General features: G+C 62.1%; 12 protein-coding genes. 8 read left to right on the top strand and 4 right to left on the bottom strand.

What is annotated here, in order from left to right:
- The first annotated feature begins 89 nt into the window (after window positions 1-89).
- The 6 genes from pstC (at window position 90) to phoR (ending at window position 5,726) form a co-directional block, all read left to right on the top strand.
- The gene (gene pstC, locus AC1ECK_RS12885) at window positions 90-1,076 is read left to right on the top strand and encodes a phosphate ABC transporter permease PstC (protein ID WP_480319578.1); all 987 of its coding nucleotides are present in this window, start codon (window positions 90-92) and stop codon (window positions 1,074-1,076) included.
- Window positions 1,073-1,969 (top strand): phosphate ABC transporter permease PstA, encoded by an 897-nt coding sequence (gene pstA / locus AC1ECK_RS12880; RefSeq protein WP_480319576.1) that lies wholly within the window; start codon window positions 1,073-1,075, stop codon window positions 1,967-1,969. The genes pstC and pstA overlap by 4 nt, the downstream gene beginning before the upstream one ends.
- Before the next feature lie 15 nt (window positions 1,970-1,984).
- Window positions 1,985-2,833, top strand: coding sequence for a phosphate ABC transporter ATP-binding protein PstB (gene pstB, locus AC1ECK_RS12875; protein WP_480319574.1), 849 nt, complete (start codon window positions 1,985-1,987; stop codon window positions 2,831-2,833).
- Window positions 2,834-2,862: 29 nt separating this feature from the next.
- Window positions 2,863-3,567 carry a phosphate signaling complex protein PhoU gene (phoU, locus tag AC1ECK_RS12870; RefSeq protein WP_090684287.1) on the top strand — a complete coding sequence of 235 codons (705 nt, stop codon included), beginning with the start codon at window positions 2,863-2,865 and terminating at the stop codon, window positions 3,565-3,567.
- A 28-nt stretch (window positions 3,568-3,595) separates the two neighbouring features.
- A complete protein-coding gene (gene phoB, locus AC1ECK_RS12865) occupies window positions 3,596-4,297 on the top strand; it encodes a phosphate regulon transcriptional regulator PhoB (RefSeq protein ID WP_006051991.1) in 702 nt (233 codons plus the stop codon).
- 115 nt (window positions 4,298-4,412) lie between these two features.
- Complete coding sequence (gene phoR, locus AC1ECK_RS12860; RefSeq protein ID WP_480319571.1) at window positions 4,413-5,726, top strand: phosphate regulon sensor histidine kinase PhoR; 1,314 nt, start codon at window positions 4,413-4,415, stop codon at window positions 5,724-5,726.
- Between the two features lie 107 nt (window positions 5,727-5,833).
- On the opposite strand, the gene ppk1 is transcribed toward phoR, so the two are convergent.
- Window positions 5,834-7,897: a polyphosphate kinase 1 gene (ppk1, locus tag AC1ECK_RS12855; protein ID WP_480319569.1), complete on the bottom strand. Its 2,064-nt coding sequence runs from the start codon at window positions 7,895-7,897 to the stop codon at window positions 5,834-5,836.
- Window positions 7,898-8,099: 202 nt separating this feature from the next.
- Between ppk1 and ppx the strand changes: the two genes are divergently transcribed.
- A complete protein-coding gene (ppx, locus tag AC1ECK_RS12850; protein ID WP_480319567.1) occupies window positions 8,100-9,680 on the top strand; it encodes an exopolyphosphatase in 1,581 nt (526 codons plus the stop codon).
- 160 nt (window positions 9,681-9,840) lie between these two features.
- On the opposite strand, the gene AC1ECK_RS12845 is transcribed toward ppx, so the two are convergent.
- The 3 genes from AC1ECK_RS12845 to AC1ECK_RS12835 all read right to left on the bottom strand — a co-directional run bounded on the left by AC1ECK_RS12845 (window position 9,841) and on the right by AC1ECK_RS12835 (window position 12,097).
- On the bottom strand, window positions 9,841-10,656 hold the full coding sequence (locus AC1ECK_RS12845) for a GNAT family N-acetyltransferase (RefSeq protein WP_480319565.1): 816 nt from the start codon (window positions 10,654-10,656) through the stop codon (window positions 9,841-9,843).
- 144 nt (window positions 10,657-10,800) lie between these two features.
- On the bottom strand, window positions 10,801-11,259 hold the full coding sequence (sixA, locus tag AC1ECK_RS12840; protein ID WP_480319563.1) for a phosphohistidine phosphatase SixA: 459 nt from the start codon (window positions 11,257-11,259) through the stop codon (window positions 10,801-10,803).
- A 502-nt stretch (window positions 11,260-11,761) separates the two neighbouring features.
- Window positions 11,762-12,097 carry a hypothetical protein gene (locus AC1ECK_RS12835; RefSeq protein ID WP_480319561.1) on the bottom strand — a complete coding sequence of 112 codons (336 nt, stop codon included), beginning with the start codon at window positions 12,095-12,097 and terminating at the stop codon, window positions 11,762-11,764.
- Between the two features lie 461 nt (window positions 12,098-12,558).
- On the opposite strand from AC1ECK_RS12835, the gene AC1ECK_RS12830 reads away from it, so the two are divergent.
- Window positions 12,559-12,822, top strand: a complete 264-nt coding sequence (locus AC1ECK_RS12830; protein ID WP_480319559.1) for a DUF4148 domain-containing protein — start codon at window positions 12,559-12,561, stop codon at window positions 12,820-12,822.
- The last annotated feature ends 92 nt before the right edge of the window (window positions 12,823-12,914 follow it).

Here is a 12,914-nt window from a genome sequence, read left to right as displayed (position 1 = left end):
CGCCCAGCCTCATGTGAGGCTGGGCGGCTGTAGCGCTGGTTGCGTGGCGTTGTGTCACGCGGCATCTGGTCACAGGTACATAGGTCCCCATGTCCGACATCCCTCTCGTGTCGAGCACTCCCGGCAGCGCGGCGCAGCAGAAAGCGCCCAGTCGCGCCGGCGATGTCATTTTTGGCGGTCTCACGCGCCTCTCCGCGATCGTCACCCTCCTGCTGCTAGGCGGCATCATCGTTTCGCTGATCGTCGCTTCGCTGCCCTCGATCAGACAATTCGGCCTGAGCTTCCTCTGGACGGCCGACTGGGATCCACCCAGCCAGAAGTTCGGCGCGCTCGTGCCGATCTACGGCACGATCGCCACCTCGATCATCGCACTCGTGATCGCCGTGCCGGTTAGCTTCGGCATCGCGCTGTTCCTCACTGAACTGTCGCCGGCATGGTTGCGCCGGCCGCTCGGCATTGCCATTGAACTGCTGGCCGCGATTCCGTCGATCGTTTACGGCATGTGGGGTCTGCTGGTGTTCGCGCCGATCTTCGCCACCTGGTTTGAAAAGCCGCTTGGCGTCGTGCTCGGCGGCGTGCCGTTCGTCGGCATGTTCTTCCAGGGCCCGCCGATCGGTATCGGCATTCTGTGCGCGGGCGTGATCCTCGCCATCATGATCATTCCGTACATCGCCTCGGTGATGCGCGACGTGTTCGAAGTCACGCCGGTCCTGCTGAAGGAATCGGCGTACGGCATCGGCTGCACGACGTGGGAAGTCATGTGGAAGATCGTCCTGCCGTTCACCAAGAGCGGCGTGATCGGCGGCGTGATGCTGGGTCTGGGCCGCGCGCTCGGCGAGACGATGGCGGTCACGTTCGTGATCGGCAACACCAATCTGCTCGACAACGTCTCGCTGTTTTCACCGGGTAACAGCATTACCTCGGCGCTGGCCAACGAATTCGCGGAAGCGGAGCCGGGCCTGCATACTTCGGCGCTGATGGAACTGGGCCTGATCCTGTTTGTGATTACGTTTATCGTGCTGGCGATCTCGAAGATCATGCTGCTTCGCCTCGAGAAAGGGGAGGGCGCAAAATGAGCCAGCCCACCATGAAGATGCCGGGTTCGGTGGATCCGGCCGCGCTGGAGGCCATGCGGGTCAAGCTGCAAGGCCGCCGCCGCGTCACCAACGCGATTGCGCTGACGCTCTCGCTCGCCGCCATGGCCTTCGGCCTGATCTGGCTGATCTGGATTCTCTACACGACCCTGCGCCTCGGCATCGGCGGCATGTCGGTCGAGCTGTTCACGCAGTCGACCCCGCCGCCGAACACCGATGGCGGCGGCCTGCAAAATGCGATCGTCGGCAGCCTGATGCTGATCGTGCTGGCCACTTTCGTCGGCACGCCGATCGGCATTCTCGCCGGCGTCTATCTGGCCGAGTATGGCCAGAAGGGCTGGCTCGCCAGCGTCACGCGCTTTATCAACGACATCCTGTTGTCGGCGCCGTCGATCGTCGTGGGCCTGTTCGTGTACGCTCTCGTCGTCGCGAAGCTCGGTCACTTCAGCGGCTGGGCCGGCGTGTTCGCGCTGGCGCTGCTGCAGATCCCGATCGTGATCCGCACGACCGAAAACATGCTGAAGCTGGTGCCGAACGCGCTGCGTGAAGCGGCCTTTGCGCTCGGCACGCCGAAGTGGAAGATGGTGCTGTCGATTACCTTGAAGGCGTCGATTGCCGGCATCATCACCGGCGTGCTGCTCGGCGTCGCCCGGATTGCCGGTGAAACCGCGCCGCTGCTGTTCACCGCGATGTCGAATCAGTTCTTCTCATGGAACATGAATCAGCCGGTCGCAAACCTGCCGGTCACGATCTATCAGTTTGCGATGAGCGCCTTCCCGCAGTGGCAATCGCTTGCATGGGCCGGCGTTTTCCTGATCACGCTGGGGGTGCTGGGCCTGAACATCCTCGCGCGTACGATCTTTTCGAAAAAGTAAGGGCGGAGTAATCCGATGAACATGGCAGAAACTCAACTCAATCCGACCGCGCGTCCCACCGCGCCCGCCGGTTTCGACCCCGCCCAGGGCGCCAGTGCCCAAGCGTCGGCGCAGCCGAAGATCAAGGTCAACGACCTCAACTTCTTCTACGGCAAGTACCATGCGCTGAAGAACATCAATCTGCAGATTCCCGAAGGCAAGGTGACCGCGTTCATCGGCCCGTCGGGCTGCGGCAAGTCCACGCTGCTGCGCACCTTCAACAAGATGTACGCGCTCTATCCCGAGCAGCGCGCCGAAGGCGAAATCCTTATGGACGGCGAAAACCTGCTGACCACCAAGCGCGATATTTCGCTGCTGCGCGCGCGGATCGGCATGGTGTTCCAGAAGCCGACGCCGTTCCCGATGTCGATCTACGACAACATCGCATTCGGCGTGAAGATGTTCGAAACGCTGCCGCGCTCGGAAATGGACGACCGGGTCGAATGGGCGTTGACCAAGGCCGCGCTGTGGAACGAAGTGAAGGACAAGCTCGGGCAGAGCGGCTACGGCCTCTCGGGTGGCCAGCAGCAGCGCCTGTGCATTGCGCGCGGCATCGCGATCCGTCCGGAAGTGCTGTTGCTCGACGAGCCGTGCTCGGCGCTCGACCCGATTTCGACGGGCCGCATCGAAGAGCTGATCGCGGAACTGAAGAGCGATTACACCGTGGTGATCGTTACCCACAACATGCAGCAGGCAGCGCGTTGTTCGGACTACACTGCCTACATGTACCTCGGCGAGCTGATCGAATTCGGTGATACCGAAAAGATCTTCATCAAGCCGGTCCGCAAGGAAACCGAGGACTACATTACCGGCCGCTTCGGCTAACCCCGAGCTGCACCATTAGGGAGCATGACATGTCCGACAAACACCTCTCCAGTCAGTTCGACGCCGATCTGAATCTCGCTTCGTCGAAGGTTCTCGAAATGGGCGGACTCGTCGAGTCGCAGATCGTCAATGCGATGATCGCGCTCAACAATTTCGACCTCGACATGTGCGAGCAGGTGATCGCTGCCGAAGATCGCCTGAACCAGATGGAAGTCGAGATCGACGAAGAGTGCAGCAACATCATCGCGCGCCGCCAGCCGGCCGCGCGCGACCTGCGCCTGCTGATCGCGATTTCGAAGACCATCACGAATCTCGAGCGCGCCGGCGACGAGGCCGAAAAGATCGCCAAGCGCACCAAGCGCCTGATGGAAGACGGTGCGTCGCGCCAGATCAATATCGCCGAGATCAAGCTGTCGGGCGAGATGGCGGTGTCGATCCTGCGCCGCGCGCTCGACGCGTTTGCGCGCCTCGACACGGTCGCGGCCGCGCAGATCGTGCGCGACGACAAGGCGATCGACGAGGAATTCCGTGCCTTCGTGCGCAAGCTGATTTCGTACATGACCGAAGATCCGCGTTCGATTTCGGTGGGCCTCGATTTCCTGTTCATCGCCAAGGCGATCGAGCGGATCGGCGACCACGCGAAGAACATCGCGGAATTCATCATCTACATCGTCAAGGGCACCGACGTGCGGCACAAGTCGCGCGACGCGCTCGAGCGCGAAGCGCTTAGTTAACCCCTGCTTAAAAGGTCAAGAGGTGTCGATGCCCAGCAGCATTCTCGTCATTGAAGATGAGCCCGCTATTTCCGAACTGATTTCGGTCAATCTTCAGCACGCGGGCCATTGCCCGATCCGCGCTTACAACGCGGAACAGGCACAGAACCTGATCAGTGACGTGTTGCCTGACCTCGTCCTGCTCGACTGGATGCTGCCGGGTAAATCGGGCATCGCATTCGCACGCGATCTGCGTAACAACGAACGGACCAAGCACATTCCGATCATCATGCTGACCGCACGTGGCGATGAACAGGACAAGGTGCTCGGCCTCGAGATCGGCGCGGACGATTACGTCACCAAGCCGTTCTCGCCGAAGGAACTGATGGCGCGCATCAAGGCGGTGTTGCGCCGCCGGGCGCCGCAGTTGACCGAGGATGTGGTCGCGATCAACGGGCTCAAGCTCGATCCGGCCACGCATCGCGTCGCGGCGCATGCGGAAGGCAGCGAGATCAAGCTCGATCTCGGTCCGACCGAGTTCCGCCTGCTGCACTTCTTCATGACCCATCCGGAGCGCGTGCATAGCCGTACGCAACTGCTCGATCAGGTGTGGGGCGACCACGTGTTCGTAGAAGAGCGCACGGTGGACGTCCATATCAAGCGCCTGCGCGCCGCGCTGAAACCGGCGGGGTGCGATGCTATGATTGAAACGGTCCGGGGCAGCGGTTACCGGCTCGCGAAAAGCGCTTAACGGCCGACCGGCAAGATCCGGCATGCGCGACACGCCTGGCCGGGCGTATCGCCGCATGAATGACAATGCCGCGGGACCGATCGCGGCGCATGGTTTTCTCTTCGATCGCTAGAACATGAACATCATCTGGGCGCGTTCCATTGTGTCGGTCGTGCTGCTTGCTGTTCTGTGCGCGTTGCTGGGCGTGTTCGTCAACGTCAGGACGGCACTGATCTTCGCAATCGTCGTACTGCTCGCGCAGAGCGTCTTCAGCACCTTCCATAAACAGCGTCTGTGGCGTCTGCTCGATGCGCCTGTCTACGGCGAAGTGCCGAGCGCACCGGGTATCTGGGGCGAAATTTATTACCGTTTGCACAAGCTCGCGAAGCGCTGGCATGCCCAGGTGCGCCAGGTCGAGCAGCAGCACTCGCGCTTCATCCAGGCGATTCAGGCGTCGCCGAACGGCGTGGCGATGCTCGACGATCATGACCAGATCGAATGGTGCAACGCCATCTCCGAGGTGCATTTCGGCCTCGATGCGAAGCGCGATCTGCGTCAGCACATCACCCATCTCGTGCGCCAGCCCGACTTCGTCCGCTATCTGAATTCGCACCACTACGAAGATATGCTGATCATGCGCGGGATGGGCGAGAAGCGCCAGAACGTGCTGTCGGTGCAGGTGTTTCCTTATGGCGAGAACCGCAAGCTGGTGTTGTCGCAGGACATCACCGAACTCGAGCGCACCGATGCGATGCGGCGCGACTTCGTCGCCAATGTCTCGCATGAACTGAAGACGCCGCTCACCGTGCTGTCGGGCTTTCTGGAGACGATGCGCGAACTGCCGCTAGGCGAAGCCGAACGCGCGCGCTACCTCGAGCTGATGGAGCAGCAGGCGGCGCGCATGCGGCATATCGTCAACGACCTGCTGGTGCTTGCCAAGCTCGAAGGCGACAACAAGCCGCCGAGCGACCAGATGATCGATATGCGCGCGGTCCTGCGACATTTGCGTGACGACGCGGAAAACCTCTCGAGCGATCATCATCTGATCACCTTCGATGCCGACGAAGGGCTGACCGTCACCGGCGTCGAAACGGAGATCCTGAGCGCACTCGGCAATCTGGTGACCAATGCGATCCGCTATACGCCGGACGGCGGCAAGATTCATGTGACGTGGCAGGCGAACGGCGGTTGCGCGACCTTCGCGGTGGTCGATAGTGGCCTCGGGATTCCCGCCGCGGATATTCCGAGGCTCACCGAACGCTTCTACCGGGTCGACCGCAGCCGCTCGCGCGACACCGGTGGTACCGGCCTGGGTCTGGCGATCGTCAAGCACGTGCTGCAACGGCACGATGCGCAGCTCGAAGTGAAGAGCGAAGAAGGGCGCGGCAGCACGTTCACCGTGCGCTTCCCGGTGTTCCGCACGGCGCGGCGGCAGCCCGCACCGGCTTGACGGCCGTCTGCTGTGGTCGAATAAAAAAACCGCCTTGTCAGGCGGTTTTTTTACGACCCGCGCAGCGTAGCCGCGGTACCAGCGGCTACGCTGCACGACAGGCTTGATCAGGAGCAGAATTTCCCAAGCAGACTCATCTGCGCGTTACGCGAGGACTTACCCGGCCGGCGCCGGCGATAGTGGCCGTCGCTTTGCATGAGCCAGGCCGACTGGTTGTCGCCGAGGAACGCCGAGAGACCCTCGGCGATCACGCGGCGCTTGAGGCGGCGATTGTTGATCGGAAACGCGACTTCGACGCGGCGGAAGAAATTGCGGTCCATCCAGTCCGCGCTCGACAGGTACACCTGTTCCTTGCCGTCGTCGTAGAAGTAGAAGATGCGGTGATGTTCGAGGAAGCGCCCGACAATCGAGCGCACCGTGATGTTCTCCGACAGCCCCGGCACGCCCGGTTGCAACGAGCATACGCCACGCACGATCAGGTCGATCTTCACGCCGGCCTGCGACGCTTCGTACAGCTCGGCGATCACGGTCGGCTCGAGCAGCGCGTTCATCTTGGCGACGATGCGCGCTTTCTTGCCGGCGCGCGCATGGTCCGCCTCGGCGCGAATCGCCTCGACGAGCTTCGGATGCAGCGTGAACGGCGACTGCCACAGCTCGTGCAGTTTCAGTTCGCCGCCGATGCCGGTGAGCTGCTGGAACACGTGGTGCACGTCTTCGCAGATCTTCTGGTCGGCTGTCATCAAGCCGAAGTCGGTATAGAGCCGGGCGGTGCGCGGGTGATAGTTGCCGGTGCCGAGGTGGGCATAGCGCTTGAGCGTCATCTTGCCGTTGTGCGATACACGCCGCACGATCAGCATCATCTTCGCGTGGCACTTGTGGCCCACCACGCCGTAGACCACATGCGCGCCCACCGCTTCGAGCTGTGCGGCCCAGTTGATATTGGTTTCTTCGTCGAAGCGCGCCAGCAGTTCCACGACCACTGTGACTTCCTTGCCGTTGCGCGCGGCCTGCATCAACGCGTCCATCAGCGGCGAATCGGTGCCCGTCCGATAGATGGTCTGCTTGATCGCCATCACGTTCGGGTCTTTGGCGGCCTGCAGCAGCAGTTCGAGCACCGGCTGGAAGCTTTCGTACGGGTGATGCAGCAGCACGTCGCCGTTATCGATCACATCGAACAGGCTCGCGCTGTTGGCGATCTGCGGCGGGATCGACGGAATATGCGGGACGAATTTCAGATCCGGCCGGTCGACCATCTCCGGCAATTGCATCAGCCGCACCAGGTTCACCGGGCCGTCGACGAAGTAGCAGTCCTTCTCCGACAGGCCGCTTTCGTCGAGCAGGCGCCGCACCAGATGCGCCGGGGTGTCCGCCGACACTTCGAGACGCACCGCGTTGCCCAGGTGCCGCGCCGGCAGTTCGCCCTGCAGCGCGACGCGCAGATTGGTGATTTCGTCTTCGTCGACGAACAGTTCGCTGTTGCGGGTAATGCGGAACTGGTTGCAACTGCGCACCACCAGATTCGGGAACAGCTCGCCCACGAAGCGCTGCAGGAGCGAGCTGAGCAGCACGAAGCCGTGCGTATAGCCCGACAGTTCCTGCGGCATGCGCACGAGGCGCGGCAATGCGCGGGGCGCCTGCACGATGCCCATCAGCGCCTGGCGGCCGAACGCATCCTTGCCCTCGAGCTCGACCACAAAGTTCAGACTTTTATTGAGTACGCGCGGGAATGGATGCGCGGGATCGAGCCCGATCGGTGTCAGAACCGGCAGTAATTCGTCGAAAAAGTAATTGCGCGCCCATTCGGTCTGCGCTTCATTCCAGACTTCAGTGCCGTGAAAATAAATACCTTCCTGTTCGAGTGCGGAAAGCACGGTGTCGTGCAACATGCGGTATTGGCGATGCACGAGTTTCTGCGCGCGCTCGACCACGAGGTCATAGACGTGTTGCAGCGACATGCCGTCCGGCGAGAGCGCGCCCGGATTGTCGCGCATTTGCTCCTGCAGCCCGGCCATGCGGACTTCGAAGAACTCGTCGAGGTTGCTGCTGGTGATGCAGATGAAGCGCAGGCGCTCGAGCAAGGGCACGGCGGGATCGGCGGCTTGCGCCAATACACGCTCGTTAAAACCCAGGATGCCCAGTTCGCGATTTAAAAGAGGGTAGCGGGTGGACATCGATGGTGAGAATGTAAGGTCAGGAAGGGACGGCGAAAGACGCTCGGAAATTCTCACAGTATGATGACGCTCTTATGACATTGGAATTGTCATCAATTTTACGCTGTATCCGTGCTGTGTCTTAAATATGACGCAGTCAAATGGGACCATATCGCATGCAATCATGCGCGAAGGTTACATCGTGAGGTCGGGTACGCTTAAAATGTCGTCTTTGAACAGCGCGGCTAGCAACAAGCGGGCCGCGCTTGCGCGCATGGAGTCCGCTCAATCGATGGTTCACACTCCACAACTTCTCGCCGCCGTCGATCTTGGCTCGAACAGCTTTCGGCTGATCGTGGGCCGGGTCGAGGAAACCGATGCCGGCAGCCAGATCTACCAGGTCGATGCACTGCGCGAGCCCGTGCGGCTCGCGGCCGGCCTGTCGAGCGAAAAGATGCTCGACCGCGCATCGCAGGTGCGCGGCTGGGATGCGCTCAAACGCTTCGGTGAACGGCTGCGCGACTTTCATCCCGATCACGTGCGTGCGGTCGCCACCAACACGCTGCGGATCGCCAAGAACGCCGGCGAGTTTCTTGGCGAGGCGCAGGCCGCACTGGGTTTTCCGATCGAAGTGATTGCCGGACGCGAAGAGGCTCGTCTGATCTATGCCGGCGCTGCGCACTCGGTGCCCGCTAGTCCCGGCAAGCGGCTGGTGGTCGATATCGGCGGCGGCTCGACCGAGTTCATCATCGGCTCGCACTACACGCCGATCAAGATGGAAAGCCTGTATATCGGCTGCGTGAGCCATAGCCGCGCCTTCTTCCCGGCAGGCAACGTCGACGAGTACACGATGCGCCAGGCCGAACTCGCGGCCGGCCGCGAAATCCAGATCATTTCCAACGAGTACAAGAAGACCGGCTGGGAGCAGGCCATCGGCTCGTCGGGCACGGCTCGCGCGCTCGCGGAACTGGTCGAAGCGAACGGCTTCAACGATCCCGGTATCACGCACGGCATCTCGCGCGGCGGCCTCGAACGCCTGAAGCGCGCGCTGATCAAGGCGGAGAACGTCAACCGGCTGAAACTCGTGGCGCTGAAGGCCGACCGGATTCCGGTGCTGGCGGGCGGCCTGTCGATCATGCTGGCGGTGTTCGACGAACTGGGCGTCGACTATGTCGACACCACCGACGGCGCCTTGCGTCTGGGCGTGCTGTACGACCTGCTGGGGCGTTCGCAGCACGAAGACATGCGCACGGTCACGGTGGAAGGCTTTATGCGGCGCTATGGCGTCGATCGCGCGCAGGCGGGGCGCATCGGCGAACTGGCAGTGAGCTTTTACGACCAGTTCGACGAGCCCGATGACGAACGTCGTAGCGAGAACCGCATGTTCCTGGGCTGGGCTGCTTCGCTCCATGAGATCGGCCTGTCGATCTCGCACAGCGCGTATCACAAGCACTCGGCCTATATCGCCAGCAACGCGGACATGCCGGGCTTTTCGCGTACCGACCAGGCGCGCCTTGCCGCGCTCGTGCTGGGACACGCGGGCAAGCTCGGCAAGCTCTCGCAAACACGCGAGGTGGAATGGCCGCTGCTGTTCTGCCTGCGCCTCGCGGCGTTGCTGTGCCGGCGCCGTGCCGACGTCGGTTTGCCGGGGATCGCCGTGAGCCGCGTCAACAATGGCTACGAAGTGCGCCTGCCGAAGGAATGGGTCGCCAACAACCCGCTCACCGACTACAGCCTGATTCAGGAAGCGGCAGAGTGGGAAAAGGTCGGCATCTCGTATCGGGTTGTTTATACGGACGACTGACGACCCGCACGAGACGATGCTCGCCACAATGGCGTTGATGCCGGCGCATTGGCAGCATTGAATCTCTGAAGCAAACAGCCCGGCAAGTGGTCCTTGCCGGGCTGTTGTTGTTTACGGTGACAGCGTAGCGCTACGCTCAGTGTCCAGCCTAGTGTTCAAATCAACCCGGCAGCGTATCGCCAAGGAAGTGGCGTGCATAGCGCGCATTGATTTCCGACAGGCGCAGCAGCGTCAGGAAGTCAGCCGTATTGAAGTCAGGATCCCAAGCCGGCGCGCCACAAATCTTGGCACCGAGTCGCAGATAGCCTTTGACCAGCGGCGGCGGCGCGACCTTCGCACCGGTTTGCAGTTCGTCGACGGGCAGCGGCGTGTGCGGGAAGGCACGGTACTCCTGCGCCGTCATCGCGTTGTCGCGCAGCGCGCAGTACAGGTTCGCCGCATAGTGGCCGCCATCGGCCATCGCCACGCTCGCGCAACCGAGCATCGTTTCGTAGCCGTTATGCAACATGTAGGCAGCGAGGCCGCCCCACAGCGACATGATCACGGCGCCGTTGCGGTAGTCCGGGTGCACGCAGGAGCGGCCCACTTCGACCATCTTCGCGCGCAGATGGGTGAGACGCGAGACGTCGAACTCGCTCTCGGCGTACAGGCGGCCGATCCGCGCCGCCTGGTGCGGCGGCAGGGCGCGGTAGGTGCCGACCACCTTGAGCGTGTCGAGATCGCGCACCAGCACGTGATCGCAGTAGTGATCGAAGGCATCGACGTCGAGGCCGGCCGGGCCGGTCAGGCGTGCGCCCATTTCCTCGGCGAAGACTCGGTAACGCAGACGCTGGGCTTCGCGAAGCTCCTCATCGGTGCGCGCCCAGGCGACCTGCAGCCTGTGTTGCGCTGTGACCGTCTCTTCGGCATGCGGCAGACGACGGCGCGTCTCGAGGGTCGAAGCGAGCGGCAGGGAGGACGTCGGCAAATCTGGCATGTGGCGTTCCAAGTCGAAAAATGAGAATTTCACTTTTTCGCCAATGTAGTAATGCACGGTGACGTTCGCATGGCAATGCCATGACCTTTAGATGACAGTCCGTAAGCTAAACCGGTTCGACGCGCGTAATCCGGTTACGCTGGGTTACACCAGATCGGGGCCGATGGCGGCGCGCAGGACGACCTGTTCGTCGCCGTCGCGTTCGCGGCTGGAGAGCCACCACAGCCCGGCTTTCTTGAGGGGCCAGCTCGATTCGCTGTTGGCGAGCAGTTGCGCCGCGACATGGCCCAAGGTGGGCTGGTGGCCGACAATCACCACGGTCGGCGCAATGCCGTCCGGCCAGCCGGCAGCAGCAAGCACGTCAGCCGCGCTGGCGCCGGGTGCGAGTTCGCGCACCACTCGGTATTGATCGGTGAGGCTTTCGACGGTCTGGATCGTGCGCGCGGCCGGGCTCGCGAGGATCACGGCGTCTTCGTCGAGCCGTGCGCGCAGCCATTTCGCCACGGCTTGTGCCTGCTTGCGGCCGCGTACGGTCAATTGGCGGGCGAGATCGCTCGGTGCGATGTCTTCGGCTTCGGCGTGACGCCAGAGGATCAGATTCATGGATGTCTCCTTTGTCGACTGGAGTTAGCGCTTTGCTTTAGCGCTTGCTCCGGTCCCGCGCAAGATAGTTGCGCTTCCTGGACGACGCAAACGGGAGCGACGCCACGTTGTATCACTGTCGCATGGGTGCGCAGATGACAGCAAGGCATGCGATGCCGGCGTCAAGCGAGGGAGAGCGGTTTCCGGACGCGACGAAAGGGCGGGGGAGTGAGCGCGCAGGGACGCGACGGCGGGGCGTCGCGAACCCGCTTCAGTGCGTTGCGAAGCCGGCTCTGCGCGCAGACGGATCAGGACAGCGCCAGCTTCACGACGCAACACATCACAAACAGGAGCAAGGCGTAGGCAACGGCGATATCGAACGGATAGCGCATGGTGAGACTCTTCAGAATTTGCCAGCAGTCATCTTAGTTAGACGTTTTGCGAAGCAACGTTATCAAGCCAACAGTTCACCCGAAGACGTGCCGAGCCGGTTGTTGAACGGCCAAGGTGCAACCGCAGACGCTCAGGAGACTTTCCGGCGTGGTGCTCGCGTGGTGGAGATATCGAGCGACACTGGCGATCGATTGGCTGCGTCGACGCGGTGATGGCGAGCGTCGAAGGCATCGAGCTGGAGCAACAGGTTGTCGAGCGCGCAAAGTTGCGCGCGCGTCAGGTGGTTGTCGTCCAGCAGCCTGTTGAGCCGCCGGCGCCAATAATCGGCAGACAGGATCGGCCCGCCGCGGCCTTCGGCCAGGGCGGCCGGCATGACGCAGGCGATGTGCGCGATGTCCTGATCAAGAAACATGAGCATCTGCGCGCCCCCGATTTTGCCCGTGGTCTGTGAGCGGTTTTCTGACATCTGAGCCCTTTCCCCGGCCGGTCCTCGCTCATTGCCGACTTTCAGATCTCAAGACACTTGCACCGCCGCGTCACGGTCTGCAGTTCGACCGGACGATGACCGGCATGCATGTACGAACAGCCACGCGCATTGCGTGGCCGGCTGACGGGCTGCTGCGGCTTGCGGGTCCGTGCCCGCGTGATGGTCAGGATGCGATTGCAGCGCCTCGCGCGCAGCAAGCGGTCTGCGATAGAACCGATGCCCGCGGCGATCTGTTAACCCGGCGCTTAGATGCTAGGACGAGCGGGGAAACCCCGCTGTTAACAATGGTCAGACGGTATCTCGAAATTATGATGTTTTTGACAACAGTGTATTCAGCATCTAAGTATTTACCCTAGGTTGTCGGGGTCATAGACTGTGAACATCGGTCGCACACCAAGTGGATGGGGCGCCGGATAAAACAATCTCTGGAGGTAGTTGTCATGAAGTCGCTGATTGAAGCCGTTGTCATTGCTGCTCTGATTACGGCGCCGCTCGCCGCATTTGCCCAGTCGAACCAGGGGCTGACCCGCGCACAAGTACGTGCCGACCTGGTTCAGGTCGAAAAGGCCGGTTACAACCCGAGCGACTGGATGCATTACCCGGAAAACATTCAGGCTGCCGAAGCCCGCGTCGCCGCTGCGAAGGGCGATACGAGCGGCTACGGTGTAGGTAGCAACGGCACGTCGCAGGCAGGTCAGCGCTAAGCGCAGTGCGTGGCGCGCATACCGCACCGGTGACTAACTGCGTTCACCAGGTCGTGCGCGGGTCTTGAATTGCGGGTGGTGAAGCGAATACG

Source organism: Paraburkholderia sp. SSBN10T, assembly GCF_056619545.1.
The sequence above is the reverse complement of the archived record's forward strand: the minus strand, read 5'-3'. Positions and strand labels throughout refer to the sequence as shown.

Bases quoted from the DNA above. Each gene is read 5' to 3' on its own strand.
- pstC (WP_480319578.1), top strand. From the start codon at position 90: ATGTCCGACATCCCTCTCGTGTCGAGCACTCCCGGCAGCGCGGCGCAG.
- pstA (WP_480319576.1), top strand. From the start codon at position 1,073: ATGAGCCAGCCCACCATGAAGATGCCGGGTTCGGTGGATCCGGCCGCG.
- pstB (WP_480319574.1), top strand. From the start codon at position 1,985: ATGAACATGGCAGAAACTCAACTCAATCCGACCGCGCGTCCCACCGCG.
- phoU (WP_090684287.1), top strand. From the start codon at position 2,863: ATGTCCGACAAACACCTCTCCAGTCAGTTCGACGCCGATCTGAATCTC.
- phoB (WP_006051991.1), top strand. From the start codon at position 3,596: ATGCCCAGCAGCATTCTCGTCATTGAAGATGAGCCCGCTATTTCCGAA.
- phoR (WP_480319571.1), top strand. From the start codon at position 4,413: ATGAACATCATCTGGGCGCGTTCCATTGTGTCGGTCGTGCTGCTTGCT.
- ppk1 (WP_480319569.1), bottom strand. From the start codon at position 7,897: ATGTCCACCCGCTACCCTCTTTTAAATCGCGAACTGGGCATCCTGGGT.
- ppx (WP_480319567.1), top strand. From the start codon at position 8,100: ATGTCGTCTTTGAACAGCGCGGCTAGCAACAAGCGGGCCGCGCTTGCG.
- AC1ECK_RS12845 (WP_480319565.1), bottom strand. From the start codon at position 10,656: ATGCCAGATTTGCCGACGTCCTCCCTGCCGCTCGCTTCGACCCTCGAG.
- sixA (WP_480319563.1), bottom strand. From the start codon at position 11,259: ATGAATCTGATCCTCTGGCGTCACGCCGAAGCCGAAGACATCGCACCG.
- AC1ECK_RS12835 (WP_480319561.1), bottom strand. From the start codon at position 12,097: ATGTCAGAAAACCGCTCACAGACCACGGGCAAAATCGGGGGCGCGCAG.
- AC1ECK_RS12830 (WP_480319559.1), top strand. From the start codon at position 12,559: ATGAAGTCGCTGATTGAAGCCGTTGTCATTGCTGCTCTGATTACGGCG.